This window comes from Pseudonocardia sp. P1 (genome assembly GCF_000178675.2).
GTDB lineage: Bacteria > Actinomycetota > Actinomycetes > Mycobacteriales > Pseudonocardiaceae > Pseudonocardia.
Window position 1 is genome coordinate 5,841,076 of record NZ_ADUJ02000001.1, and the last position, 26,482, is coordinate 5,867,557.

Consider the following 26,482-nt stretch of genomic DNA (forward strand, 5'->3'; position numbering starts at 1 on the left):
CCGGAACCTGCGCGAGGGTCGCGGCATGACCTCGCTGCGACGGGACCCGATGCCCCTGCGCGGGCGGACCGCGGTCGTCACCGGTGGCGGGCGGCGGGGCGGGATCGGGCACGCGACGGCGTGCCGGCTCGCCGCGTACGGGGCGAGCGTCGTCGTCCACCACTTCGCCCCGCACGACGCGACCCAGGACTGGGGTGCCGACGACGTCGAGGCCGCCGTCGACGAGGTCCGCGGGCATCTCGTGGCCGAGGGCGCGGTCGTCGCCGGCCTGCACGCCGATCTGGGGGACCCGAGCGAGCCGCAGCGGGTCGTGGAGGCGGCCCGGCGGATCGCCGGCCCGCTGGACCTGCTCGTCGCGAACCAGGCGCTGTCCGGGTCGGACGGCCCGCTGGGCGACCTGGCCGACGAGCTCGACCGGCACTGGGCGGTCGACGCCCGCGCGTCGATCCTGCTGGCCCAGGCGTGGGCGAACGCGCACGACGACGCCCGGCCCGGCGGCGCGATCGTGCTGCTCACCTCCGGCCAGGAACGCGGCCCGATGCCCGGCGAGGTCGCGTACGCGGCCGCGAAGGCCGCCGTCGCCGGGATCACGCCGACCCTCGCCGACCAGCTCGCCGACCGACGGATCCGGGTCAACACCGTGAACCCCGGCCCGGTGGACACCGGCTACCTGGGTGCGGACGCGTTCCGGGCGATGGCGGAGATGTTCCCGTTCGGCCGGTTCGGCGAGCCCGACGACCCGGCCCGGCTGATCGCCTGGCTGTGCACCGACGAGGCGTACTGGATCACCGGGCAGGTGATCGACTCCGAGGGCGGGTTCGCCCGGCACCGCCACGGATGGCGCCCCTGACGCCGCTACACCAGGTCGTGCCCGTCGTGCGCGCGCGACGCCGGCGGTCCCGCCGCCAGCGCGTCCGCCACCCGGGCGGCGAACACCGGCGGCATCCGGCGCGCGGCCTCGTCGGGGGAGACCCACTCGACGGCGCTGGTCTCGGCGCGCGGCCCGGGCGTCCCGGCGACGGGGGAGCAGCGGTAGGCGAGGACGACGACGTCCCGCCGCACGTTCTTGTAGACGCCGGTGAGGCGCTCGACCCGCACGGCCCCCTCATACGAGAGAGCCCCGGCCTGGTCGGGCCGGGGCTCTCGGTGGTCGCGGAGCGGACGACGGGACTCGAACCCGCGACCCTCACCTTGGCAAGGTGATGCGCTACCAGCTGCGCTACGTCCGCAGTCGCACCGTCTCCGGTGCGTGCGGGGCGACGCTATCGCACGCCGCGACGGGCTCCGGCGGCAGGGCGGACGATGATCGTTACGGCCGGGCCGTGCCGGGTAGCCGGTGGGCAGGAACCGCACACCGGCGACGGGAGGCAGGCACATGACGGGACGGCTGGACGGCGTGACGGCGATCGTGACCGGCGCCTCGAGCGGGATCGGCGAGGCGACCGCGCGGGCGCTCTCGGCAGAGGGGGCCACGGTCGCGCTCCTGGCCCGCCGGGAGGACCGGTTGACCGGGCTCGCGGCCGAGCTGGGGCGGGCGTCGGTGCACCCGGTCGACGTGACCGACGACGACGCGCTGCACGCTGCGGTCGACGCCGTCGCCGAGCAGCACGGCGCCGTCGACGTGCTCGTGAACAACGCCGGCTTCGGCGTCTGGGGCCCGGCCGCCGACGCCGACGTCGCGGACTGGCGCAAGGTCGTCGACATCAACCTCACCGGGGTGCTGTCGACGACGCACGCCGCGTTGCCGCACCTCGCCCGGGCGGCGGTGGGCCCGCGTGGCGTGGCCGACGTCGTCACGATCAGCTCGGTGGCGGGGCGGACGGTGCCCACGCCCGCGAGCAACGTCTACGCGGCCACCAAGCACGGCGTCGGGGCGTTCTCCGAGGCGCTGCGCCAGGAGTACGCCGAGCAGCACGTCCGCGTCGGGCTGGTCGAGCCCGGCCTGGTGACTTCGGAGATGACGACCTCGGGCCACGGGCACGCCCCCGACGCGACGGCGGCCTCCGACCGGCAGGTGCTGGACCCGGCCGACATCGCCGACGCCGTCGTGTACATGGTCGTGCGGCCGCGGCACGCGGCGGTGAACGAGATGCTGGTCCGTCCGGTGGAGCAAGTCCGCTGACGCCTGCCCCCATCGGAGTCAGCGCATCGACCAGTTGCCGTCGGCCTCGACGACGACGAGCATCCGGCCACCGTCGTCGGGCAAAATGACCGTGCCCGAGTAGCTGCCGATCTCGTTCACCACGAGGTCGCTGTCGGTGCCGCTGACGGCCCACACCGCGAAGTTGCTCTCGCCGTCGTGCGTCAGCGTCGCGACGTCCTCCGGGTTCTCGATCATCACGACCTCGTCGCCGGAACCCTCGACAGGCGCGGTGGCGACCTGGCGGGCCGTGTCGAGCCCGCCGATCGTCATCGTCCACGCGGCGTCGGCGTTGACCTGCAGCCGGGTGAGCGGGGCCGTGGTCGATGCGCCGGACACGCCGTACATGGTGGTGCCGGAGTAACGGCCGATCTCGTTGACCAGCAGGTCCTCGTCAGCCTTCACGACGACGTTGCTGGAGCACTGCCTGCACTCGAAAGTGATCACGGCGATGTCGCGTGGGGAGTCGAGCCGTACCACCTCGTCTCCTGTTCCGCTGACGGTCTGCGGCGCGGGCTCAGGCGCCGGCGCCGCGGTGGTCGGCGGGGCCGAGTAGGTCGGAGCGGAATAGGACGGAGCCGGATAGGCAGGTGCCGCCGCCTGCGAGCTGGGGTCGGCTCCCTGGGCCTCGGTCGACGTCGACGTGGCTCCGACAGTCGCAGCGACGACGACACCGAAGAGACCGAGCAACAACACGCAGACACCGACGAGCACGAAGGGCCATCTCGGACGCGGGACCTGTCGGAGCGGGACGGCGTCCGACGGCTGGCGCTGCTGCGGAATCGTCCACCACGGCGTCTCGTTCGTACCGGCCGGACCGTGCGCTGGGTGAGCAGGCTGCGCCGACTGGCGCGAGTTCTGCTGCGGCGGAATGGTCATGCGAATACCCCCGATTGTCGGAATCAACCGGACGATCGGGATGGTGAGGGGGAGTCGTTACCCGACGCTCGTCGGCATCGCCAGAACTGATGATCGAGCGCCGGGCCGGCTGTGCAGGTGCTCAGCCGTCGACGACCGCGGTGGCCTCGATCTCGATCAGCAGGTCGGGCTCGGCCAGCGCGGCGACGCCGATCCCGGTGAGCGGCGGGCCGCTCAGCGTCTCCAGCCCCAGTCGCCTCGCGGCCCGCTCGGCGCCCTCGACGAACGCGCCCATCTTCTCCGGTGTCCAGCCGACCAGGTAGACGGTGTACTTCGCGACGTCGTCGAAGGTCGCCCCGGCCTCCGCCAGTGCGGCCGCGATGTTGACGTAGCACTGCTCGGTCTGGGCGGCGAGGTCTCCATCGCCGATCCGGGTGCCCGCGGCGTCCCGCGCGACCTGCCCGGCACCCTGAAGAGCCCGTCCGCTCTCCCGAACAATAACACTGCAATGTTATAGAATTCGAGCGTGGCGAGGACGAAGGATCCGGCGGTCCGCACGGCCCTGATCGAGCGCGCGGCACACATGCTGCGTGCCCGCGAGCCGATCACCACCCGGTCGCTGGTCACGGGCGCCGGGGTCTCGACGATGGCCGTCTACACGCACTTCGGCGGGATGGACGGACTGTGGCGGGCGCTGCGGCAGGAGGGCTTCGTCCGGCTCGGTGCGACGTTCGGCCGGCTGCGGACCACCGACGACCCGGTGCACGACCTGGCGGCTCTGGTCGCGGCCTACGCGGACAACGCGCTCGAGCACCCCGATCTGTACCGGGTGATGTTCGACGACAGCGTCGAGCTGGAGGACCTGCGCGCGGCCGACGCGACCCTGGAGTACCTCGTCCAGGCCGCCCTCCGCGCGCGGACGGCCGGACGGGTCCGCGCCGACGTCGTCCCGCTGGATCTCGCGACCCGGAGCTGGGCCGTGGGCCACGGGATCGTCTCGCTGGTCGCGAACGGGCCACTGCCACCCGCTGCGCTGGACCACGTCCCGCCGATGCTCGCGGGCGTCGTCGCGGAGGTCGGTGACGACCCGGAGCGCGCGCGCCGGTCGGTCGACTCCGCGTGGGTCGGACGGGGGCGCTGAACGACGGAATCCCCGGGCCGACGGCCCGGGGATTCCGGTGATGGTGCGCGATACTGGGATTGAACCAGTGACCCCTACCGTGTCAAGGTAGTGCTCTCCCGCTGAGCTAATCGCGCGAGGCGGCGGCGGGAATCGAACCCGCGTACAGGGCTTTGCAGGCCCTTGCCTAAGCCACTCGGCCACGCCGCCGGACACCCGGCCCGTGTACGAGACCCGGCTGAGCGGACGACGGGACTCGAACCCGCGACCCTCACCTTGGCAAGGTGATGCGCTACCAGCTGCGCTACGTCCGCATTCGTACCGTTCCCGTGGCGTTTCCGCTCGTTCCCGGTGCGTTGGGAGAACAGTAGCGCACGGTCCGTGGCGGTCCACGAGGGGGGTGGGGTAGCGGAGCGCCCTCGTCGCAGGGGTGCGGCGGGGCGCCGGCGGGGCCGGGAACGACAAAATCCCCGGGCCGACGGCCCGGGGATTCCGGTGATGGTGCGCGATACTGGGATTGAACCAGTGACCCCTACCGTGTCAAGGTAGTGCTCTCCCGCTGAGCTAATCGCGCGAGGCGGAGGCGGGAATCGAACCCGCGTACAGGGCTTTGCAGGCCCTTGCCTAAGCCACTCGGCCACTCCGCCAGAGTCTGGCTGACTCTGCAGGAAGGTCCCGGCTCAGGGCCGATCCTCCGAGCGGACGACGGGACTCGAACCCGCGACCCTCACCTTGGCAAGGTGATGCGCTACCAGCTGCGCTACGTCCGCATGAGCACCGTTCTCGGGGCCTCGGCCCGTCCTCGGTGCGATGAGAGAACACTAGCACCCGCCCCGGAGGGGAGTCGTCCACCCCCCTCGCCACCACCGGATGTCCTCTCACGTGCGGAGATCGACTCCGCCCGGTGGTGGTGCGTCGGGTCAGTCCCGGGCGGTCGTGTCGAGCAGGTCCGCGAGCGCGGCGTCGAAGTCGAGCCAGGAGTACTCCGACGCGGCGGGGACGGCGTCGTAGGTCGCCTGCAGGAACTCCGACAGGGTCTGCGCCGAGGTGGTGAACAGTGCGTGGCCCGACGGGGAGGTCAGCTCGAGCTCGATCCGCGACGGGTCGTCGCTCATGGGCTGCACCCGGACGTCGCCGGTGCCGGCCGAGTCGACCAGGCCGTCGGCGAGCAGGTCGCGGGCGAAGACCCAGTCGACGGTGGAGTCGTGGCCGGTCCGGAACGAGGCCTGGACGGCGTAGGGGTCGCGGCTCGAGTAGGACAGTTCGACCTTCACGGGCACGACAGGCGCGTCCGGAGCGATGAGCTCGAACATGGCCGTCGCCCGGATCGTCTTGGACTCGTCGCGCATCGGTCATCCTCTTTCTGGGGGCGTTGCGTGGGGCGTCAGTCGGAAGAACGAGCAAGCGGCCCTCGGGGTGACGGGTCCGATGCGCATCAACGTGGATCACCACGGGATGACGCCCGATCGAGTCACACGGGTGTAACTCCGCGCTGCGGTGATGCGGCTGAACGGGCGCGCCGCCGTCCTTGCGTGTGAGGTGGGCGACGGGACACGACTACTCTCGCCGGGGTCCGAACCGATCGGGCCAGGACATCGAACACTTCAACTGTGAGGACATCGCTGGTGGCAGGCATCGCCGATCCACCGGACCGTCCGGAGCGCGGGCGGCCCGGTGAGGGTGTCGCACGCCGCGAACCTCCTCGCCGGGACGGCGCCGAGGACGTGCGGCTCGTGCAACGGATCGTGTCCGGAGACTCCACCGCCCTGGGTGAGTTGTACGACCGGTTCGGGCGGCAGGCGTACTCGCTCGCGCGACGGATCTGTGCCGACGAGGGGCTCGCCGAGGACGTCGTCCAGGAGGTGTTCCTGGCGTTCTGGCGGGACCCCTCGCGGTTCGACCCGGAGCGCGGCCGGTTCGGCACCTGGCTGCTGACGCTCGTGCACCACAAGTCGGTGGACGCCGTCCGGCGCGAGAGCGCCATCCGGCGCCGCACCGTGCCGGCGAGCGAGGACGGCGCGGAGTGGAACGCCCCGCCCGGCCCGGGTGCCGACGAGGACGCGATCGGATCGGTCGTGGCCGGCCAGGTGCGGGACGCGCTGGGACGGCTGCCCGCCGAACAGCGGCGTGTGCTCGCGCTCGCCTACTACGGCGGCTACACGCAGCGCGAGGTCGCCGCGATGACAGGGGTGCCGCTGGGCACCGTGAAGTCCCGGATGTTCACCGGGGTCGCGAGACTCCGGAACCTGCTGGGCCCCGTGATCGGGGACTCCGGCGCCGAGTGGCCCGGGGGTGTGACGTGAACGGGAACGAGAGGAGGCCCTGCCCGATGAGTGAACAGACGGTCGGCTGGGCGCTGCACGCTCTCGAGCCCGACGAGGAGCTCGAGGTGATCGAGCACCTGGCCGGATGCGCGGAGTGCCGGCGGGTCGCCGCCGATGTGGCGGGTGTCACGACGGGTCTCGCCACCGCGCTCCCGCAGTACGAGCCCCCGCGCGGCCTCCGTGACGCGATCATGGAGGAGGCACGACGCACCCCCCAGGCGGGGCGCGGCCACGGCGAGCGTGTGGTGCCGGGGGACCGGATCGGCAGCGGGCCCGCCGGACCCGAGTACGTCGTGCCGTCCCCCGGGCGCCGACCGGCACCCGCACCCGTGCCGCCGAGGCAGTCGCCGTCGTCGCGCCCGGAGCCGGCGCGTGGGGGAGCGGAGCGTCCCGCGGCCGGCCCCGGCCGCCGTCGCGCGCGTCGTGGACCGTCCGGTCGTACGGGACGGGCACTGCTCGCCACCGCCGCGATCGTCGCCGTCCTCGTCGGGGGCGGGGTGCTCGCCGGGCAGATCCAGGCGCTGCGCTCCGAGAGGGACGCGAGCATCGCCCAGGCCCAGCAGATGGAGGACGTCCTCGGGGCGCTCGCCAAGCCGGGCACGACGCACGCGTTCCTCGCGTCCCCGACCGACCCGTCCGCGGCGCCGATGGCCGCGGTGATCGTGCAGGACGGCAGGCCCGAGGTCATGCCGATGGCACTGGCGCCGAACCAGGTCGACGACCAGACGTACGTCCTCTGGGGTCTGAACGGTGACGCGAACCCGCAGGCCGTCGGAACGTTCGACGTCCGTACGGGAATCAACAGCCCGATGTCAGTAGCATCGCCCGGGAGCGGGACGTACGAGCAGTACGCGGTCTCGCTCGAGCGCGGGCGGGTCGCTCCGCCCGCGCCGTCGGCAGTAGTCGCGGCTGGGCGGGTGGAGACCTGAGTACGACGGAGCAGAACGACACCGGGACGACGGTGACGGGGCAGCGACCCCGCCGCCGTCGCTACACCGGGCTCCGGACGTGGTTCCGGAAGACCAAGGTCCGCTACCGGATCTTCCGGGCCGGTGTGGCGCGGAACCCGGTCCTGGACATGACCTACCGGATCACGGCGGGCGTGCTCGGCACGGCGATCGTCGTGATCGGGATCATCGCGCTCCCGGCCCCCGGGCCGGGCTGGGCGATCATCTTCCTCGGGCTGGGGGTGCTGGCCGCCGAGTTCCACTGGGCCAAGCGGCTGCTGCACTGGGTCCGGGTCCGGTACGACGCCTGGGTGGCCTGGATGGGCCGTCAGACCCGGGTGGTCCAGGTGCTGGTGATGACGGCGATCCTGGGCGTCGTCGCGCTGTGCGCCTGGGCGGTGGGGGTCTTCGAGACCGTCGGCGGGTGGGTCGGGATCGAGTGGGCCTGGCTGAAGTCCCCGCTCATGCCGCTGCTCCAGCCGCCGCCCCCGCCGGTCGAGATCCCGGGGTCGACGATGGTCACGCCGTCGCAGTGATCGGGATCGACCCCCGTGAACGGCGGTGGGACGGGCTGTGTAGAGTACGTACTACCGCTGAGGGCGATTAGCTCAGGGGGAGAGCGCTTCGTTCACACCGAAGAGGTCACTGGTTCGATCCCAGTATCGCCCACAGTCAAAACCCCTGGTCACAGGCTCGGAAGTCCGAGAGTGGCCAGGGGTTTCGTCGTTCCCGGGGTGTTCCCGGAGCATTTCCGGAGCATCGCTCATTCTGGAGCGACGGACGCTCCGCAGCCGTCCGGATCGTCGTCGAGGGCCTGGAGGATGCGATCGCTGCTGTCGGTCCGCCGGGTGTAGAGGTCCAGCGTCGTCGAGGACCGCTCGTGGCCCAGGACTCGTTGCACCATGTTCGGCGGGACGCCGTCGTCGACGAGCCAGGTGGCGTACGAATGGCGCAGGTCGTGGAACCGCAGTCCGCCGGACTGGTGTCGTGCGACGTAGTGCACGGCGGGGGGCTCGGTGCGGACGTCCTCCGTGTGCTCCTGGCTCGCTGCGTCGGTCCACCGCGCCGGTACCGATCACCAATAGGCGTGACTCCGCCGAGCAGGCCCGCCCTGGCGAGCGAGGGGCGCCAGATCCGCGATCGGAGCAGGGTCCGCCGCAGCGGTACCCCAACCTCGTTGGCGAAGACCGGTGCGTTCGGCTCGTCGGCCACCCCTCCAGGTGCTCGCGGATGATCGGTAGGAGCCAGCTCGGCAGCGGCACCGTGCGGCGTCCGGCGCGGCTCTTCGGGAACGGCTTGAACGAGGTGGTCCCGGCGACCTCGACCACGGTGCGGATCACGACCAGCCGGGCGGCGTCGAGGCCCAGCGCGTCGGTCCGCAGCCCCACGACCTCACCCCAGCGAAGACCAGCCCCGGCCGCCGTCGGGACGACGCCTCGATACTGCTCGGGAACCACAGCCTGCGTATCCGGCCCTCTGGCCAAAGTCCAGGCGGCGGACGGCGAATCAGCGGTCTTCTCGTAGCGAGGCCCGAACCCCTTGCCCGATTCGAGTGAATCTTCCTCGCTTCGGTGACAGTGCTGTCCTCGCCTTCGATGAGGAACAGGGCGCCTAAATCGGGCAGCTCGGGGGAGGAAGTCGATGACGCACGAGCACGACCCGTCGACCAGGGATCGCGTGACACGGTTGATGGGCGTGCTTCGGCAGATGGCGGCCGCCCGCTTCGCACCGGTGCGAAGCGTCGGCCGCTACCACCGGACCTTATGGCTGCACGACGCGCAGCAGGCGACCACGATCCAGAGCCCGGACGGACCGGGGGCCGAGGTGCTCCGTGTCTCCCGCGTGCACCGCGATCCCGAACCGGCAGCGTCCCGCGAGCTCAAGCGGTGGCTGGACCGCTCCGGCACCGACGACCTCAGCGAGCCGCGGCTCAAGGAGCGCGTGGTCGTCCGCGGGCAGGGCGAGGTCCCGCTCGACGAGTACCCCCACATCCGCGGGCAGTTCGACGCGTGGCTCGTCGACTGGAGGGCGTGGGCGGAGCAGGAGCGGCTGCGGAGGCCTCGTCGGCGGGTCTTCGAAGCGCTGTTCGACATGCACCGGATCGCCCAGGACCAGCCGGAGTCCGTCGAGCTCGTGCTCGCCTCCGGGCTGTTGCAGACCCCCGGTGTGCGGGTCCACATGATCAGCCAGGCCGTGCGGATCGACCAGGACCTCGAGTCCGGCGACATGATCTGCGTCCTCGCCGACGAGTCCAGCCTCCGCCTCGAGGACGACGAGCTCCTGGGCGGGCTGGACTCCTTCGACCTATCCGGTAGCGCGATCCTGCGGGACAAGCTCCTCGAGCGGGCCGTGAGCCCGATCGAACCCGCTCTGCCCGAGTTCCTGAAGGAGTGGGCGGCCCGGGTTCTGCAGGTCGCGCACAAGGTGAGTGACGGCTGGGAGCCTGAGCGGACCGAGCACTCCCTGGTGTCGATGAGTCCGGCACTCGTCGCCCGGCCGCGCGGCGCCTACGCGATCAGGGCCTACTACGACGCGATCACCACGTCCCTCGCGGATGAGTCCTCGCCCGTGCCGCTGGGGCTCGCGCAGCTTGTCGAGGCAATCGAGCCTGAGCAGCGCCTCGCCTGGCTGGAGCGCACCGGCTTCGGCACTGCCACGGCGGGGGAGGACCCGCTCTTCCCACTGGCCGCGAACGAGGAACAGTCTCAGATCATCCATCGGCTCGATGCGGACAGCGGCGTCGTGGTCGAGGGTCCGCCCGGCACCGGAAAGACCCACACCATCGCCAACTTGGTCAGCGCGCTGCTCGCCCAGGGCAAGCGGGTCCTGGTCACCGCGGAGAAGGCGCAGGCCCTCCGGGTGCTGCGGGACAAGCTGCCGCCGGAGATGCAGGAGCTGTGCGTCTCACTCACCGACGCCTCCGCGAAGGGCAACTCCGACCTCTCGCGCAGCGTGGCGACCCTCGCCGGGCGCAAGACCGACTTCAACCCCGTCCGGGCCGACCGCGAGATCGCCGACCTCACCGAGAAGCGCGAGGCCGTTCGTCGGGACCGCGCGCGGCTCCTCGAGGAGATCCGCGCCGTCCGCGAGGCGGAGACCTTCGAACACCCCGAGGTGGCCGCCGGCTACCGGGGCACGCTCGCCCGGATCGCAGCCGAGCTCGGTCGCACGCAGGAACGGGACGGCTGGCTGGGCGAGGGCGTCGCGGGGGAGCTCCCGCTGTCGGCCATCGAGCTCGGCGAGCTGGTGCGGCTGATCGGGGAAGAGACCGACGAACGCCGTACCCGTCGTGACCAGCGGATCCCTACCGATCTGCTCGACCAGCGCCGCTTCGGTGAGCTGGCGGAGGCGGTCGCGCTGGGTGAGTCGGTCCGCCGGGGCGACACGTCGGTGTTGGTGGGCACTCTCGAAGCTCTCGACGCTGAGCAGCTCGTCCGGCTGGGTCCCGCCTGCACCGAAGCCGACGAGAGCCTCCTGGCGCTGCGGGACCTGCGCGCGCACCGGGACTGGGCGCGGGACATGACGTCCGCGCTGCTGGACGGAACGGGGCCGCACGCCTGGCAGCGCGCAGTGGAGCGTCTGGGGCTGGTGGACGCCGCGGTGCGGCACGACCAGGCGGCCGGGTTCGCGGACGTCTCCGTCCACGCCCAGCTCGACCTGGACACCGCCGCGCACGCGTTCGCCGCGCTCGGCACCCACCTCGACGGTGGTGGCTCCCTCCGCAGGATGTTCAAGAGCCCAGAGCAGAAGGCCGTCGCACCGTTCGAGGCTGCCGTGCTCGTGGGCGGACGGCCGGTGGACTCCGCGGCCGCGGCGCACGCGGCTGCCCATCACCTGGCGGTCCTCGCGATCGGGCAGCAGATCAACGTGGCCTTCGGGCCCCTGCGCATCGGTGTCGGCCTCGGTGAGCCGCGCGTGGTGCTGATCGACCTGCTCCAGCAGCTCCGGACGGCGTGCGGGGTGATCGCGCGGGTCCTGGCCGCCACGGACGCCCTCCGCGCGGTGCTCGCTACGTTGCCGCCCGCCGCGAGGCCCGCGCTGTACGACATCGGGGCCGTCGAGCAGGTCACGGCTGTCGCGGTCCAGGCGACCCACGCCCGGTCGGCCGTGATCGCCCGTGCCGAGCTCGACGCCGCTCGCGACGACCTCGTAGCCGCGGTGCCGCCAGAGGTGCGCCCGCACGAGCTGGCGCATGTCCTGCGGGCGTTCGAGGCGGCGGACCGGGGTGCCTACGCAGAGGCCCTCGCCTCGCTGGCCCGGGCCGCGGACCAGCAGGCGGCCCAGCTGCGTTGCGACGAGCTGCTCGACCGCGTCCACGTCGCGGCGCCGCACCTCGCCGCGGACCTGCGCGAGCACCCGCTCGACGACTGGACGGAGCGTCTCCGCCGCTGGCCGGAGGCGTGGGCGCGGGCGTGCGCGGCGACCTGGCTGCGGGTCCAGATCGATCCGGGCCGGGAGCAGCGCCTTGAGGCGGACCTGACGATTGCGACCAAGGATCTGGCCCGGCTGACGGGGCGGCTGGCCGCCGCCCGCTCCTGGAGCGCCTGCCTGAGCCGGATGAACGCGACCCAGGTGCAGGCCCTGCAGTCGTACAAGAACAACATGGCGAACGTCGGCAAGGGCACCGGCAAGTACGCCGAGCGCTACCGGCAGGCCGCGCGGGACGCCATGCGCGTGGCGCAGGACGCGGTCCCCGCCTGGGTCATGCCGATCCAGCAGGTCCTGGCCTCGGTCCCGCCGCGGGCGAACGCCTTCGACGTCGTGATCGTCGACGAGGCGAGCCAGGCTGAACTGACGAGCGCGTTCCTGCTGTGGCTCGCGCCGCGGGTGATCGTCGTCGGCGACGACAAGCAGTGCACACCGTCCGAGGTCACGAGTGGCTCCTTGCAGCCCATCTTCGACCGCATCGACTCGGAGCTGCACGACATTCCCCAGTACCTGCGCACGAGCTTCACGCCACGCGACAGCATCTTCTCGCTGCTGCGCAGCCGGTTCGGCCAGGTCATCCGGCTGCGGGAGCACTTCCGGTGCATGCCGGAGATCATCAGCTGGTGCTCGAACTCGTTCTACCGGGACGCGCCGCTCGTCCCACTCCGGCAGTTCGGGGCCGACCGGCTCCCGCCGCTGCGCGCTACCTACGTCGAGGGCGGGTTCACCGAGGGCACGGGCAGCCGGACGGCCAACGTCGCCGAGGCGGAGGAGATCGCGGCGGTACTGGCCGCATGCCTGGAGGACGAGGCGTACGACGGGCTGTCGTTCGGGGTCGTGGTCCTCCAGGGACAGGCGCAGGTAGAGATCATCGCCTCCGCGCTGAAGCGGGTGATCGCCCCGGAGGAGTGGGACCGGAGGCGGATCCGAGTCGGCACCCCGCCCGAGTTCCAGGGCGACGAGCGCAACGTCGTGTTCCTGTCCATGGTCGTGGCCCCGAAGGAGCGGGCCGCGTTCCCCTTCACCAAGCGGGACGCGGAGCAGCGTTTCAACGTGGCCGTCTCCCGTGCCCAGGACCAGCTATGGCTGTTCCACTCGGTGACCGCTGATCTGCTGCGCCCGACGGACTTGCGGCGGTCGCTGCTGGACCACATGACGTCCGGCGCCGGCGCGGAGCTCCCCCCGGTGCTCGCCGACGTGACCCGGAACCGCCGCCACGACGCCTTCGACTCGCTCTTCGAGCAGCGGGTCTTCCTCGACCTCCTCGGTCGCGGCTTCCACGTGACCCCGCAGGTGGAGGCCAACGGGCGCTTCATCGACCTGGTCGTCACCGGGGCGGCGGGCAAGCTCGCCGTGGAGTGCGACGGGGACGCGTTCCACACCACGCCGGAACAGCAGCTCGCGGACCTCCACCGTGAGCAGGAGCTCAAGCGGTGCGGGTGGACGTTCCAGCGGATCCGACAGTCCGAGTACGTCCTGAACGCCGAGCGCGCCCTGGCTCCGGTGTGGGCCGAGCTCGACACCCTGGGGATCGGACCGTTGGTGGCGAGCGAGGCACCGGCCGAGAGCCCCGAGATGCCCGAGATCGCCGAGACGGTCAGGGCGACGGTGGCGCTGGAGCCTGTGGAGGACGAGCCTCCCACGCCCGTCCTCGGCGTCCCGGTGGTCCCTCCACCCGTCGTCGAACAGCCGGACGAGGACCCCGACGCGGACCGCTCCGGCCTCGTCCTCATGCTGGCCGGCCGAGGCGCGCTGTCGACGAACCAGGTCGCGGACCTCTTGGCCGTGAGCCTGCCGGAGGCACGCTCGATGCTCGCCGCTCTCGTGGAAGACGGCCGTCTCGAGAAGGTGGGGCGGACGAAGGGCACCCGCTACGTCTTGCCCGGCATGGAGGATTGAGTCGCTTACACGATCGGGGTGTCCGGTAGGGGCGAAGACGGCAACACGATCACGTTCGGTACATCATCAACGGGGCGCCCCGGTGTCGGGACGGCGCAGCACGGCGGCAATGGGGGGACCGACATGGCGCGGCTCAGCACCATCCTGGATCAGATCGACTCGGGGTCGATGCTGCTCCCGGAGTTCCAGCGCGGCTACGTGTGGAACAAGGACCAGATCCGCGGCCTCATGCGGTCGCTCTACAAGGGCTTCCCCGTCGGCGCGCTGCTCGTCTGGGAGGCGGAGGGGCAGCGGCAGGCAGTCCGTGGCGCGGAGGCCGGCAGCGGCACCAAGCAACTCCTCCTCGACGGTCAGCAGCGGATCACCACGCTCTACGGCATCATCCGCGGCCGCCCACCCGCGTTCTTCGAGGGTGACCCGGCGATCTTCACCCGGCTCTACTTCAACGTGGAGACCGAGGCCTTCCAGTTCCTCGCTCCGTCCACCGCGCGGGCCGATCTGCTGTGGGTGGACGTCACCGGCCTCTTCAACGCCGACCAGGCCAAGAAGTACGACCAGCTGATCGACCAGCAGTGGATGCGCCCGAACCTCGGCGTGTACCTGTCCCGGCTGCTGCAGCTCGAGAGCATCCTCGAGCGAGACTTCTTCGTCGACCGGATCACCGGTGCGGACAAGACGGTGGACGTCGTCGTCGACATCTTCAACCGGGTCAACTCGGGTGGCACCCGGCTGTCCAAGGGCGACCTGGCGCTCGCGCGGATCTGCTCGGAGTGGGGCGATGCCCGCCCGTCGATGCGCCGAGCGCTGGAGGGCTGGCGGGCGCGGCAGTTCACGTTCTCGCTGGACTGGCTGCTGCGAAACGTCAACGCGGTGGCCACCGGAAGGGCGCCGTTCGCCGCCTTGGAAGGGGTTTCCGCGGATGAGTTCCGGACGGCGCTCGACCACGCGTCGCAGAACATCGAGCACTTCCTCGGCCTCGTCGGTGGGCGGCTGGGCATCGACCACGACCGCGTGATCAGCAGTGGCCGCTACGCGTTCCCGATCGTCACCCGGCTGTTGCACAACGGACAGGGCCGGTTCGCGGACGGTGCGGAGGCGGACAAGGCTCTCTACTGGTTCGTCCATGCCGCCCTGCGCGGCCGGTTCGCGGGCTCCGCCGAGACCGCGCTGGCGAAGGACCTCGACATCGTCGACAGGTCCGGTGTGGATGGACTGATCACCGCGCTCGAACGCTCCCGTCGGGGCGGCCTGACCGTCGAGCCGCAGGATCTCGAGGGGGTCGGCCGCGGGGCGCGCGCCTACGCGTTGCTCTACATGCTCACCCGGGTCAGCGGTGGGCGGGACCTCGGAACCGGCGGCCTGCTCGACGGCGAGAGCGGCGAGCTGCGGGTGCACGAGATTTTCCCGAAGGACGCTCTCTACCGGCACGGCTACTCCCGGTCCGAGGCGAACGCCGTCGGGAACCTCGCCTTCGCGGTGCCCGGCACCGCGACCACCTTGAACCGCCGCAGCCCCCACGAGTACCTGATGTTCTGCTCGGCGGAGGCGTTGGCGAGCCAGTGGATCCCGGCCGATCCCGAGCTGTGGCGCGTCGAGAACTATCGCGCCTTCCTCGACGCCCGTCGCAGGCTGGTTGCGGCGGATGCGAACGCGTTCCTTGGGCGCCTCGTCGGCGCCGAGGTCGCGTGGACAGAGGGCTTGCCGCAGGTACGGGTCGCCGAGGACACCGACGAGCGGGACGCCCGCGCGGTGCAGATCCGCGACCTGCTCACCGAGCTGGAGGCGGCCGGGTACGCGAACCCGGCGTTGGATGCGGAGATCGCCGACCCCGAGACGAGCCGGGCGCTGGCCGTGGCGGAGGCGTACTGGCCCGAGGGACTGCAGGCCGGGCAGGGCTCGCCCGTGGTGCTGGAGCTGGACCCGGACGAGGCGGACCTGCCCCGGCTCGCCGAGCTGGGCTTCGAGGTCTTCACCTCGGTCGACGCTCTGCGCGGCTTCGTCCAGCGCCGCAACGAGATCGCGGCGGGGGATCGGGACGACGAGGGCACGGGCGCCCCCGGCGTCGCACTCGTGGAACCCGCACCCGAGGCCGAGCCCGTCGTAGGCCCGGCTCGGCAGTTGGAGCTCATCGAACCCGAGGTCGCGCAGCTCGAGCTCCCGGAGGTCGAGCAACAGGCCCCCGCGGAGACGCCCACAGCGCCGGCTGCGGCCACACCGGAGCCCGCTGTTCCGGTGCACGTCCCCGCGCCGAGTGGCGAGCCGGAGCCCGTCGTCGCGCCGGAGACCACGCAGGCCGAGGCTCTTCTGGAAGCCCGCCTCGTCGAGGTGCTCGACGTCTGCAAGGGCGAGCTGAAGCACAACCCGCGACCGTTCGTGGGGCTGCTCGTCGAGTACGGCCCGGTCGAGGCGGTGCGTCGGTCGTTGCGCAAGCCCGCCAACGACACCTTCTCGTTTCTCTGGGAGCGCAGACGGCTCGACCTCAGCGTCGAGGCCCTCGTGCTGGACGAGCGCTTCTACGATCTGTTCACCGACGAGGAGCGTGCCACGGCGCGTGCGCGGCTCGGCGAGTTCGACTACGAGGCCGCCCGGGCCTGACGACGGCGGGCGGCGCGCAGCTCGGTCTCCAGCCTGCCGAGCGCCTTGCTCTGGATCTGTCGGATGCGCTCGCGGGTCACCCCGAGTTCACCGCCGATCACGTCTAGGGTCGCGGCGTCCCCGACGAACCCGAACCTGCGGTCGACGATCGTGCGCTCGCGCTCCGACAGGATGGAGAGGGCGGCGGCGACATCCTCGACGGTGAAGCCCCGCAGGTCCGGGGCCGGCGGGTCGAGGTAGCGGTCGGCGACATCTTGGAGGACCTCCTCGCCTAGGACGTCCCGAGCGCTCTCGAACGGGACCGTCGTCGGAAGCGTCGCGACCAGCTCGGCGGTGGCGGAATCGTCGTCCGGGAGGGCACGGCGGCTGAAGGCGTTCAGGCGCTCGACCAGGTGTACCGGGTAACGGATGGTGCGCGACTGGTCGGCGATGGCACGGGTGATGGCCTGCCGGATCCACCAGGTCGCGTACGTGGAGAACTTCGTGCCCTGGGCGATGTCGAACTTCTGCACGGCCCTGATCAGGCCTAGAGTGCCCTCCTGTACGAGGTCGAGGGCGTCCAGACCCGGGGCCCCGTATCCGCTCGCGATGGAGAGCACGAGTCGGAGGTTGGCCGTGACGAAACGCTCGTACGCGCCCTCGCCGGCCGCGATCAGCAACCGCAGTGGGAGGGCGGCCGGTGTCGTCTCATCGCCATTCTCGAGGCGCTCGGCGGCGAGGAGCCCGACCTCGATCGCCCGCGCCAGCACGACCTCCTCGCCCGCGTCGATCAGCCCTGCGCGGCCGGTCTCCTGCCGGTACCGCCAGAACGAGTCCGTGGCCTCCGCGTCCTCGTCGAGGTCCGGGACGGACTCGTCCGGCTCCTCGGTGGCCTCGACCACCGGGGGCGCCGGCAGCCGCTCGACGGTCGGATCCCACACCGCTTCTCGGGGGAGGGGGACCCCGTCCCGTGTGGCAACCAGCCCGAGGTCGGCCAGCGAGATCGAGTCGAGATCGAGGGTCGTGTGCCCCGAGAACGCCTCAGTCAAAGCCGCCGGGACCGGGACCGGGACCGGGGCTACCAACGGACGGAGCGGCCTCGGTACCTGGGCGCCGTCGTCGACGAGCCGCCGGAGCAGGACGGCCAGGTCGGCCTCGCTCAGCCCGTGATCGCGCGCCATCGTCGAAATCGCCACGACCGTGAGTTCACGGGCTCGGAGCGCGCTGAGCGCGAGGTCGACCGCGCTCGGGACGAGGGTGGATCGGGCGTCGGGCATCCCTCAGACCTCGAGGACCGAGACGAACCTGCCCAGCAGGCTGAGGGCACCCGCTCGGCTGAGCTGCTCGTGATAGCGCTCGTTGCGGAAGGCGCGCAAACAGCCATAGCAGCTGGTCTCCGGCCCGCACTCGCACGAGGCCACCCGCCGGACGGCTGCCTCCAGCACGGTGGCCAGCTGCCGCGCGATCCGAGGGGTGTTCCCCGCCCCGCCCGGCGTCGTGTCGAAGAGGATTAACGACGGGAACCCGTCACCGCCGTGGTGCACGGTGCCGTCGATGTCGTCCCGGCTGATCTCGAGCTCGGCGGCGGCACCCTCCAGGAGGGCGTACACGGTGGACCGCAGCGCCGACTCGGGGACAACGGTCGCCGTGCCGGGCGGCAGCTCCAGCTCCACGAAGTCCGTCTGGTACTGGTGCGCCAGACTCTGCGACCGCATCGGGCCGGCGCACTCGGTCCCCTTGAGCAGGTGCTTGTGGCTCTTCGCCTTCTTGCGCCCGGCGACCATCGAGGTGCCGAACCCGCACCAGTCGCACAGCTGGTAGCCGCCCCGGTTCGGGCCCTCGTTGACCACGACGAACTCACCGCGAGCACCGGAGCGCCAGCGCAGCTCCGCTCCGGTGGGAAACCGGACGACGTCCTCCTCGACGTCGGCGTGGGAGTCGATGATGTAGGTGGCCCCGGACCAGGAACGACGAGGTGCCTGCCCCGATCCTTGACGGACGCTCTCCGAGGCGACGAACCCGAACTCCGGCACCACGTACGCCTTTGCGGCCTTGGTCTGGATGGTCTCGCAGGCGGGACACTCGGCTGCGGGCGGTGAAGCGTCCTGCCGGTAGTGCCCGCAGGTCTCGCAGACGGTGTAGTACTGCCGGAAGAGGTCCTTCCCAGGAAGCCGGTAGACCCCGCCCGAGGTCCATCGGTACCCGCCCGCGATCACCTGGGCACCCGGGGCGTACTCGTTGATCGCCATGGTGAGGTCCCGGGTCAGCTCCAGCGGCTTGTCGATGCCACCCTGCAGCCGGTCGGTGCGCAGCTCCACCGTGTCGACCGGGAAGCCGTATTTGGGCAGCACGTTCCGGTTGGCCAGGTATCCGATCAGCTGGCGGCTGCGCAGGGTGGCGATGACCCGCTTGCACTGGCCCGCGAGGGCGTAGTTCGCCTCGGCCGCGGCGGTGCGTTCGCGTTCGGTGAAGTCCTCGACATCCTGCGCGAGCTGTTGCCCCGCCTGTTCGACGAGGTCCAGGAGGACCTCGGCCCAGGCGCCGGACTCGACGTCGATCTCAGCGGCGACGTCCGCGGGCAGGACCTCCAGCAGGCTGTCCCGGACCCGGCGGGGGACGGGGGTGAGGAACCGCCGCAGTTGGGCGACCGGGCCGACCCAGTCGGGCGGTGTGGGAACAGGCGGCAGGAAGAACTCGCCCGCGGTGGTCCACTCGCGGGCCAACTGCCGTTTCATCGTGCCGAAGAACGCGGCGATTGCCACGGAGTGGGAGTGCCTCCGGTCGATGCGCACGTTCGCCAGCGGCACGATCGGCGGACGCATCTCACCCGCGATCATCTTCTCCGGTTCGGCGAACCGGGTGAGGTCGTGCGACCGACGCTGAGCGTAGGTCAGCACGAGAGCGGCGGAGTCGGAGCGTCGGCCCGCCCGACCGGCGCGCTGGACATAGTTGGCGGTCGACGGCGGCATGTTGCGCAGCACCACCGCCTGCAGCTCGCCGACGTCCACGCCGAGCTCGAAGGTCGTCGAGCAGGAGAGCGCGTTGACCTCGCCCCGGACGAACTGCCCCTGGATCTCGGCGGCCTTCTGGCTCGTCCATTGGGCGGTGTGCTCCATGACCTTCATGGGCACCGGCTTGGCGTCGAGGTAGAGGTGCCGGTAGTGGTCGCGCTCCTCCGCGGCGCGGGGCCGGACCCACGGCTCGAGCATGCCGTCGCAGCGCAGCGTGGGGCAGACCCCGCGCACGGACACCCCGGCCATCCGACGGCACCGTTCGCACCGGAAGAGCTGCTCCCGTTCCTCGACCGGTCGGATTCGGAACCGTAGGTGATTGAGCCTGCGCACGGGGCCGAGGTCCTTGGGCGAGACGACCAAGAACCAGCTGTGCGGGCCCTCCTTACCGGGTGTCCCGGTGGGGTCGAGCGCCATCCAGACCGCGTCGAGCAGCGCGCGCGGCGCCGCCGTCGATCCCACGGACTCGAGCACACGGGTGAGGTAGTCGATCCGCCGGTTGGTCCCCGTCGTCGGGAGCCAGCTCAGCACCTTCCGCTTGGCGTCGGAGCCGTCGCCGCGGACGTAGATGGGGCCGGTGCGCGGTTCGAAGATCGGCGAGTTGGGCGGTACCTCCTCGGGCATGTCGATGGCGCCCTGGAACCGTAGGGTGCGGACGAGCTCCTGCAGGAGGTCCCAGCCCTCCTCGTCGGTCAGGCCGAGGTCGGCCAGGCAGCCCGGCAGCGCCCAAGAGGCCTTGCGGACCATCTCGACGCGCATCAGCCCGACGCCTTCGAGCGACTGGCGGTCGTCGAAGCTGATCACCTCGTGGACCGTCCACTCGAGGGCCTCGCGGCGGGCGACGACGGAGGAGGCGTCCTCGTCGAAGACCCCCTCCCGCTTGGCGGCCAGGTAGGCGTAGTGGGCGAGGCCGTCGAGCTTCGCCGGTTCTCGCTCCATCCGCTGGTGGTCGGCTAGCGCCATCGTAAGGATCCGGCGCTGTGCGAGTTTGCGGTGGGTGTCCTCCAGGTAGGGCGCGAAGTACGCGGCCGTCTGCCTGCTGTCGCTGAAAAACAGGAGCTTCCGACCGTTGCCGGGCAGATCCGACGAGGGCCCGTCCGCGGCGGGGAGTGCCTGATAGAGCGCGGAGCCGAGTACTGACGCCGAGGCCTCGCCGCCGCTCTCCAGGAGCCGGATCAACCGGGTGCCCCGCGCCCCGCACGCAGCACAGGAGCCGAGGGCTGCGGACTCGGACGACAGCAGCTGGACCGTCCGGAAGTCGGCGGCGGTGCAGTCGCCCGCACCGCAGTTCAGCGGCTGGTCGAGGTGCACGGCTCCGCAACCGGTGCAGAGGTAACGCCGGTCGCCCTCGGTGGCCTTCTCCTCCTCGAGTGCGGCGTCGTCCTCGTCGTGGGGCGTGCGATCGGTGCTGTCGCCGTCCTCCAGCAGCAGCCAGGCGTGGCGTCGGTGCCCGCCCGCCTTCCACGGGACGTGGCGGGGGACCGGGCCGCTGTCGTCGAGCGCGCCGTGCAGGTGGGCGGCACCGCAGCGCTGGCAGCCACCGAGCTCGAAGACGACCCGCTCGCACGTCTCGCAGCGTTCCCGACGGCTCAACCCGAGGTGGGGGCCGTCCGGGCCGAGGCAGCTGAATGCGCCCTCGGTGGCGCGCACGAAGAGGTGGAACCGCGACGAGAGCGCCGGGGACCGGTCGGGGGCCCGTAGCGCCCCTGCCAGGCGGACGAGGTCGGTCAGGTGCCGCTCCTGCTCGACGTCCTCACCGAAGACCGTGCGGGCGACGTCGGCGAACGGGCGTGGTCCCGTGGACAGCGCGGTGCGGAACGCGGTCAGCCGGGACTCCGAGCGGAGGGCGGCGACCGCGTCATCGGGCCCGTCCCAGCCGTGGTCGCGGGCGGCCTTCAGCACGTCGGTGTGATCGACGTGCGCACCCAGCCGGGCGTAGTCGCCGGCGGGGAGCGGCCCCCACGTCGGTCGGTCCGGGGCCGCGACGACGGTCGAGGTCACCAGGTCCTGCCTGCCCGGTGTGTCGTCGTTCCACTCGAAGGGCAGGTCGAAGAGGTCGGTCGCGAAGCGGGTCACCGCGGCCGGGGAGTCCTTGGCCCCCACTGTCGCGCTCGTCGCGATCGCCTGCAGGTCCCGGCCCGACGACACCCGGTCGCGGAGCCTGCGCAGGAGCATCGCGAGCTCCGCCCCCTTGGCTCCGTCGTAGACGTGGGCCTCGTCGACGACGACGAACCGCCACTGCCCGGCGTGGTCGCCCTCGAAGAGATCGAGGTCCTTCGGCCGGAGCAGGAGGTACTCGAGCATCGCGTAGTTGGTCAGCAGGATGTGCGGCGGCGTGGCGCGCATCTCGGCGCGGCTGAGCAGCTCGTTGGGCAGCCGGCGTTCGTGTGGATGGAGCTGGGCGAAGGTCGCCTCCGCGTCCCGCACGGAGTCCCGGGTCTCGCCGGTGTAGCGGCCGAAGGTGATCTCCGGCGAGTCCGCGAGCAGGTGCCGGAGCCGCTTCATCTGGTCGTTGGCCAGCGCGTTCATGGGGTAGAGCAGCAGCGCTCGCACACCCGGCCCGAGCCGACCGGCGGCGGACTCCTCGGCGAGGTGGCCGAGGATCGGCAGCAGGAAGCTCTCGGTCTTGCCCGAGCCCGTGCCGGTGGCGACCACGACATTGCGCCCGGCCCGGACCTTGCGGATCGCCTGCTCCTGGTGCCGGTAGAGCGGGCGGTCCGCGGGGAGCTCAGGGCCGGTGAGGGACAGGAACCGCTCCGGGAGCACCCCCTCGGCCACGAGCTCCGCCAGGGTCGTGCCGGGCGCGTAGGCGGGCGTCGCCTCCAGCAGCGGCCCCTTGGCCAGCAGCGGGCTCGTGTCGATCACGTGCTCCAGCGCCGAGGCCAGGGAGGCGTCGCGCAGGGGAAGCAGGGAACGCAGGTACCGGCGGTAGCCGAGGGTGATCTCCCGGCTGGACTCCAGCGGATCGAACGTCACCGTTGCTCCTTCGCGGTGTCAGGCACGGTGGGCGTGCCAGTGGGAGACGAGGTACTCGGCAAGGGCGAGGTCGGAAGCGGCGGTGCCGGGGTCTATGGCGACGACGGCGAGCCAGGCGGCACGCAGGCCGGGCTCGACTTCCGCCGCGTCCGGGTTCCCGTGCGCGGCGAGCCGGGCGACGATCGCGAACCCGAGCGAGGCCTCCCGTGGGGAGGAGGCGCCGGGTGCGCGCACGTGCGTGAGCACCGAGAACAGCTCGCCGAAGGCCGAGGCGTGCGCGAACGCGCGCAGCTCGTCCAGCCCGGTGAGCGCGGCCGTGACGACAGGACGCGGAGCGTCCGCCACGTCGAGAAGCGGCTGCGCGGGCACGGGACCGTCCCACCGTCGCTCACCGGTGAGGATCTCCAACCCCGCGGGATTGACATACCGGTCCGCGGCGTCGAGGAGCAGGGCCTCCTCCGTGCTCAGCTCGGCGGGAGACCAGTCCACGGCTCCGCTGCGGTAGGGCAGCAGCGGTGAGGTGAGCAGCAGCGACAGCAGCGGGCTGCTCTCCCAGAGCGGCGTGATCGCCTCGGGCCGGTCGACCCGGGCGAACCGGTGGGCGGCGAGCCCGGAGCGGATCAGGATAGGCACGGTTCGGTGCGCGGGCATCGCCGTACGGGCCCCGGCGACCAGCGCGGCGTACGGATGCTCGCCGAGGACCGCGGCGCACTCCTGCGTGACGAGCGCTCGGCTGCCCGCGTCGGTCGCGGGTCCGCCTGCGTCCGCGGCTGCCCAGAGCAGGCGGTAGGCGGCGACTCCGGTGGGCGGGGGCGCCTGGCCGGCCAGGTAGGAAGCCGCCTGGAACTCCACTCCGGACAGCGCGGTCGGCACCCGGTTCGGGTCGCCGATGCGGAAGGACCGGTCTGTCCGGCTGGCGAGGTGGGGTGCGCCGACCCGGACGTCCAGGAGCCCACCGTGGACATAACCCGGGCCGAGCGGGACGGCGGACTCGCCGGGCGCGACAGTGACCTCCCACGGCCGGAGCCATGGCGTGAGCGGCGATGTCACCCGCACTACGAGCTCCGGTGCGGGGTCCCGGTCGACCAGGCGCAGCTCGTCGCCGCGGCGGAGCACCGCCTCGGCCACGGCGGAACCGCGGATCCTGGCGACCTGCGCGGTGAAGTCGTCGCCGAGTACGAGCGAGAGCGCCAGGCTGCCGCCGGAGCGCACGGAGTCGAGCAGCTCGGCAAGCCGGTACCGGTACACGCCGTCGGCCACTCGCGCCCCGCGGATCCGCTGCTCACGGCCGCCCGCGGGATCGGTGGCGACCAGTGCGGGGACGTGACCGAGCGCCTCGCGGAGGCGGGCGGGCAGCTGCACGTCGAGGCACGCGCCGTGGGCAAGGTCGTCGAGGGTGAAGGCCTCGGGCCGGACGCCCCAGCCTCCGTTCTCTCCCGCCACCCGGCGCCGCAGCGCGCAGTGGGGGAGTTCGACCACGGCGTCCAGGCGGTGCGTCGAGTCCGCGGCACGGATCGTCACCGACGTCCGCATCTCGATGGACTTCAGCGACACGACGGAGGGGACCAGCACCCCGGCGGGAGCGCTGAGCCTGACGTCGGCGGAGGTGAGTCCGCCGTTCTCGCGAAGCAGCCGCAGTCGGCGCTTCGTCGTCAGCGTGACGCCCTGGGCGAGGGTTACCGATGCCCGCACCGGCGACTGCCCCGGCGCCGAGGCGGCGACGCGGAACCGCCCCACCAACGGCCCCGTCGACCCGTCCGCGAGGGAGACGACGGCACCACCGAAGGCGGTCCACCGCCGGGGGAGCGCCGCGCCGTCGCGGAGCAGCTCGATGGTCCAGGTCTGGCTCACGCCCCCGGGCAGACGGAGCCGCGGGGGGTCCCCGTGGACCGGCTCGCCGTCCGGCCCCAGGAGCCCCTCGATGGGTTCGCCGAGCAACAGGTCGGCTCGTGCGGTGCTCTGCACCGGACGCCAGGAACCCGGTGGCGGGCCGAAGTCCACCGCCGAGCGAACGGCCGCCGCACCGGCGAGCGACACCCGCGCGATCCACCACCGGGACCACCCGACGGGCGGCGTCGCGTGCTCGAGGACCTGCCAGGTCCCGTCGACCGCGTCCGCCGTGGGGGTGCCGAGGTGGAGAACCCACACCTCGCCTGCGGGCAGGGCGGCACCGGCGGGCAGCTGGGCTCCGGTGTCGTCGAAGACGACGAGCGGGTCTATGACGTCGACGACGTCGACGACGTGGACGCCACCGAGCACGTCCGTGCAGGTCGCGATCCGCGACGGCCGCGCCAGCAGGAACCCTCCACCGGCGCGAGGACACTCGCCCCCGCCCACCATGACGGAAGCCCCGTGGCGTTCGTCGGGGAAGGCGACGACGAGTGCACCTCGTTCGAGATCAAGCCGCAGGAGTGGAGCACCGACCACCGACCCGACGGCGCCGCTGGCCATCACCGCAGCGGTCAGGCCCGGCGAGTGAACGTGGTCTCGCAGTTCCGGGTGCATGCGCCATGCGTGAGCCCATCCCGCAAGCCAATCGGTTGCTGGACCGCCGAGCACCGCCTCCAGGGAGGTCGCGAGATTCTCAGTGCGCCGGGCCAGCCACGCCGTCGCGACGAGGGTGCAGGCGGGCCATCTGGCGAAGACCGTGCCGGGATCGGAATCGGGCGCCTCGCGGAGACGGAGCCGCTCATACGCCGCGAGCGCTTGGAGAAGGAGCTCACGGCGGTGGGCTTCGCCCGGGCCGGGGTCCGCGCCGATCGCACCGACGAGATCCCCGTCGTACAGACGCTCGGAGTCGTCGAGCAGGTCACGAGGCCCAACGGACTCGGGCGTGGGCGAGGGCGCTTCGCAATCACGAAGCGTCGGCAGCCCCATGCCCGTCCCCCTCGACTTCATCTCTACCTCTCCCCGCATGATCGACTCAGTACGGATGCGGCAGATTGCGATCGTTTCACCCCTATGGGTGACAGTCGTGCGCAGGGGTCACACGGGAACGGCGAGCCCTCGACGGACCTCGTCCCACTGTTTCGCGCTGAGTCAAACTGGCATCCGTCCGCGAGCCTCGACTCGATCCGCGGCCGCTCCCCACCCTGGTAGGCGGAAGCCGGAAGCGATCCAGAGCCAGCGGGCGGTCATCAGCCGACCTGCACGATGGTGCCGGGACGGCTGAACGAGGTCGGATCGGCTGCGTCGGCGAAGGACCACGAGGTGATCGTGGCCGACGACGGAACGCGGTAGACGTAGGTCATGTCGGCCTCGAAGCCGGGCTGCACGGCGTCGTTGCAGTAGGGGTTGCCCTGGATCTTGTAGAGGCCATCGAACGCGTCGAACTTCCTTCCACGGTCGTCGATGAGCGCATTCGTGATCGGCGAGCTGCAGGTGAGGTCGATGCTCTTCTGTCCGTCATTGACGACGTGAGTCCGGACGGCGAAGTAGCGGGCGTCGTCACCCGGTCCCTGAGGTGCGTAGGTCGCCGAGGCCGACCCTGCATTGTCGGACACCATGACGTTCGGCACGAACTCCGCGGAGGTCACGGTCAACGTGATGCCCACATCGGTCAGCTGGTCACCCACCTCACCCTGCGCCGCGGGGGCGGACGCGACCGGAGTTCCTCCTCCGCCGGTCGGGGACGAGGCCGACACCGTCGGGGCGGACGCCGTGGGACCTGCTGCTGGTGTGCCGGTTGGCGCCAGAGCCAGCGCGACGATCACCGCCGGCACGGTAGCGATCACCCCGCCGAGCGCCATGCCGCCGAACAGCAGGGGCCATCGACGCGGCCGAACAGGTGCGGCGGGCGCCACCGGCTCGTCGGGCCATGAGTTCTGCGGCGGGATCGTCGGCGCGACGTACCCCGTGACGAACGACTCGGTGGAAGGCGGCTGGGTGGTCTCGGACATCCCGTGCTCCTTGGGTCTGACGGCCGGACGTGTTGCGGCCGAACGGCCGATCCACCCTCGTGTCGCGCGATACCGTTTGCCCGTTTCTGACTTCATCACTTTCGATGACTGTCGCGCTCCTCTTCGGGCGAAGCCACCGCAGCGCCGCGTCCGGTATGAGGGTGATCCGCTCTGAACATGCGCGTCGCCGGTCGCGATGTAGTCGACCAGGTCGACGACGATCTCCGCACCGGCGGGCGGCAGAGGCTCGCCTTCTGTCGGCGGCATGAACGTCCGCCACGAGAATCGGCGTGGCGGGGCCGCTCG

The 26,482-nt window shown here is 71.7% G+C and carries 17 protein-coding genes and 8 tRNA genes; 9 read left to right on the plus strand and 16 right to left on the minus strand.

Going from position 1 to position 26,482, the window contains the following annotated elements; all coding sequences use genetic code 11:
• The first annotated feature begins 25 nt into the window (after positions 1–25).
• Positions 26–850: an SDR family oxidoreductase gene (locus tag PP1_RS27215; protein WP_010231291.1), complete on the plus strand. Its 825-nt coding sequence runs from the start codon at positions 26–28 to the stop codon at positions 848–850.
• A 5-nt stretch (positions 851–855) separates the two neighbouring features.
• Here PP1_RS27215 and PP1_RS27220 read toward each other — a convergent pair whose 3' ends face one another.
• Positions 856–1,098, minus strand: a complete 243-nt coding sequence (locus PP1_RS27220) for an NUDIX hydrolase (RefSeq protein ID WP_010231289.1) — start codon at positions 1,096–1,098, stop codon at positions 856–858.
• 58 nt (positions 1,099–1,156) lie between these two features.
• Positions 1,157–1,229, minus strand: a tRNA-Gly gene (locus PP1_RS27225).
• A gap of 146 nt (positions 1,230–1,375) precedes the next feature.
• Between PP1_RS27225 and PP1_RS27230 the strand changes: the two genes are divergently transcribed.
• Positions 1,376–2,122, plus strand: coding sequence for an SDR family oxidoreductase (locus PP1_RS27230; RefSeq protein WP_010231287.1), 747 nt, complete (start codon positions 1,376–1,378; stop codon positions 2,120–2,122).
• An 18-nt stretch (positions 2,123–2,140) separates the two neighbouring features.
• On the opposite strand, the gene PP1_RS27235 is transcribed toward PP1_RS27230, so the two are convergent.
• Together PP1_RS27235 and PP1_RS27240 are read right to left on the minus strand one after the other, a co-directional pair.
• Positions 2,141–3,046: a hypothetical protein gene (locus tag PP1_RS27235; protein ID WP_139323906.1), complete on the minus strand. Its 906-nt coding sequence runs from the start codon at positions 3,044–3,046 to the stop codon at positions 2,141–2,143.
• 94 nt (positions 3,047–3,140) lie between these two features.
• Positions 3,141–3,497, minus strand: coding sequence for a RidA family protein (locus PP1_RS27240; RefSeq protein ID WP_050802374.1), 357 nt, complete (start codon positions 3,495–3,497; stop codon positions 3,141–3,143).
• Positions 3,498–3,524: 27 nt separating this feature from the next.
• On the opposite strand from PP1_RS27240, the gene PP1_RS27245 reads away from it, so the two are divergent.
• Complete coding sequence (locus PP1_RS27245; protein WP_010231281.1) at positions 3,525–4,139, plus strand: TetR/AcrR family transcriptional regulator; 615 nt, start codon at positions 3,525–3,527, stop codon at positions 4,137–4,139.
• A 41-nt stretch (positions 4,140–4,180) separates the two neighbouring features.
• Here PP1_RS27245 and PP1_RS27250 read toward each other — a convergent pair.
• The 7 genes from PP1_RS27250 to PP1_RS27280 all read right to left on the minus strand — a co-directional run bounded on the left by PP1_RS27250 (position 4,181) and on the right by PP1_RS27280 (position 5,467).
• Positions 4,181–4,255, minus strand: a tRNA-Val gene (locus PP1_RS27250).
• A gap of 1 nt (position 4,256) precedes the next feature.
• Positions 4,257–4,328, minus strand: a tRNA-Cys gene (locus PP1_RS27255).
• A 31-nt stretch (positions 4,329–4,359) separates the two neighbouring features.
• A tRNA-Gly gene (locus PP1_RS27260) sits at positions 4,360–4,432 on the minus strand.
• 185 nt (positions 4,433–4,617) lie between these two features.
• Positions 4,618–4,692: transfer RNA gene (locus PP1_RS27265), tRNA-Val, on the minus strand.
• A 1-nt stretch (position 4,693) separates the two neighbouring features.
• Positions 4,694–4,765 (minus strand) — tRNA-Cys (locus PP1_RS27270).
• Between the two features lie 50 nt (positions 4,766–4,815).
• Positions 4,816–4,888, minus strand: a tRNA-Gly gene (locus PP1_RS27275).
• A 150-nt stretch (positions 4,889–5,038) separates the two neighbouring features.
• Entirely contained in the window at positions 5,039–5,467 is a 429-nt protein-coding gene (locus PP1_RS27280; RefSeq protein WP_010244145.1) for an SsgA family sporulation/cell division regulator, read from the minus strand.
• A gap of 276 nt (positions 5,468–5,743) precedes the next feature.
• Here PP1_RS27280 and PP1_RS27285 point away from each other — a divergent pair, with 276 nt between their 5' ends.
• From PP1_RS27285 to PP1_RS27300, 4 genes are all read left to right on the plus strand, one after another.
• Positions 5,744–6,421 (plus strand): RNA polymerase sigma factor, encoded by a 678-nt coding sequence (locus PP1_RS27285; protein WP_010244147.1) that lies wholly within the window; start codon positions 5,744–5,746, stop codon positions 6,419–6,421.
• A gap of 26 nt (positions 6,422–6,447) precedes the next feature.
• A complete protein-coding gene (locus PP1_RS27290) occupies positions 6,448–7,371 on the plus strand; it encodes an anti-sigma factor (protein ID WP_075314458.1) in 924 nt (307 codons plus the stop codon).
• A gap of 32 nt (positions 7,372–7,403) precedes the next feature.
• Complete coding sequence (locus PP1_RS27295) at positions 7,404–7,925, plus strand: TIGR02611 family protein (RefSeq protein WP_010241056.1); 522 nt, start codon at positions 7,404–7,406, stop codon at positions 7,923–7,925.
• A 61-nt stretch (positions 7,926–7,986) separates the two neighbouring features.
• Positions 7,987–8,058 (plus strand) — tRNA-Val (locus PP1_RS27300).
• A gap of 94 nt (positions 8,059–8,152) precedes the next feature.
• Here the strand turns inward: PP1_RS27300 and PP1_RS27305 are convergent.
• The gene (locus PP1_RS27305) at positions 8,153–8,392 is read right to left on the minus strand and encodes a tyrosine-type recombinase/integrase (RefSeq protein WP_010241054.1); all 240 of its coding nucleotides are present in this window, start codon (positions 8,390–8,392) and stop codon (positions 8,153–8,155) included.
• Between the two features lie 692 nt (positions 8,393–9,084).
• Here PP1_RS27305 and PP1_RS27310 point away from each other — a divergent pair.
• Both PP1_RS27310 and PP1_RS27315 read left to right on the plus strand, forming a co-directional pair.
• Positions 9,085–13,716 carry an AAA domain-containing protein gene (locus tag PP1_RS27310; protein ID WP_139323905.1) on the plus strand — a complete coding sequence of 1,544 codons (4,632 nt, stop codon included), beginning with the start codon at positions 9,085–9,087 and terminating at the stop codon, positions 13,714–13,716.
• 123 nt (positions 13,717–13,839) lie between these two features.
• Positions 13,840–16,311, plus strand: coding sequence for a GmrSD restriction endonuclease domain-containing protein (locus PP1_RS27315; RefSeq protein WP_010241052.1), 2,472 nt, complete (start codon positions 13,840–13,842; stop codon positions 16,309–16,311).
• On the opposite strand, the gene PP1_RS27320 is transcribed toward PP1_RS27315, so the two are convergent.
• From PP1_RS27320 to PP1_RS27335, 4 genes are all read right to left on the minus strand, one after another.
• Positions 16,290–17,567, minus strand: coding sequence for a sigma-70 family RNA polymerase sigma factor (locus tag PP1_RS27320; protein ID WP_010241051.1), 1,278 nt, complete (start codon positions 17,565–17,567; stop codon positions 16,290–16,292). The two genes, PP1_RS27315 and PP1_RS27320, sit on opposite strands and share 22 nt — an antisense overlap.
• Before the next feature lie 3 nt (positions 17,568–17,570).
• On the minus strand, positions 17,571–22,277 hold the full coding sequence (locus PP1_RS27325) for a DEAD/DEAH box helicase (protein WP_010241050.1): 4,707 nt from the start codon (positions 22,275–22,277) through the stop codon (positions 17,571–17,573).
• A gap of 18 nt (positions 22,278–22,295) precedes the next feature.
• Positions 22,296–24,728, minus strand: a complete 2,433-nt coding sequence (locus PP1_RS27330; RefSeq protein WP_029239941.1) for a hypothetical protein — start codon at positions 24,726–24,728, stop codon at positions 22,296–22,298.
• A gap of 686 nt (positions 24,729–25,414) precedes the next feature.
• Positions 25,415–26,176 carry a hypothetical protein gene (locus PP1_RS27335; protein WP_010241045.1) on the minus strand — a complete coding sequence of 254 codons (762 nt, stop codon included), beginning with the start codon at positions 26,174–26,176 and terminating at the stop codon, positions 25,415–25,417.
• Between the last annotated feature and the right edge of the window lie 306 nt (positions 26,177–26,482).

Coding starts and splice junctions, on each gene's coding strand:
- PP1_RS27215 (WP_010231291.1), top strand. CDS start 26: ATGACCTCGCTGCGACGGGACCCGATGCCCCTGCGCGGGCGGACCGCG.
- PP1_RS27280 (WP_010244145.1), bottom strand. CDS start 5,467: ATGCGCGACGAGTCCAAGACGATCCGGGCGACGGCCATGTTCGAGCTC.
- PP1_RS27230 (WP_010231287.1), top strand. CDS start 1,376: ATGACGGGACGGCTGGACGGCGTGACGGCGATCGTGACCGGCGCCTCG.
- PP1_RS27330 (WP_029239941.1), bottom strand. CDS start 24,728: ATGGCCAGCGGCGCCGTCGGGTCGGTGGTCGGTGCTCCACTCCTGCGG.
- PP1_RS27315 (WP_010241052.1), top strand. CDS start 13,840: ATGGCGCGGCTCAGCACCATCCTGGATCAGATCGACTCGGGGTCGATG.
- PP1_RS27335 (WP_010241045.1), bottom strand. CDS start 26,176: ATGTCCGAGACCACCCAGCCGCCTTCCACCGAGTCGTTCGTCACGGGG.
- PP1_RS27320 (WP_010241051.1), bottom strand. CDS start 17,567: ATGCCCGACGCCCGATCCACCCTCGTCCCGAGCGCGGTCGACCTCGCG.
- PP1_RS27290 (WP_075314458.1), top strand. CDS start 6,448: ATGAGTGAACAGACGGTCGGCTGGGCGCTGCACGCTCTCGAGCCCGAC.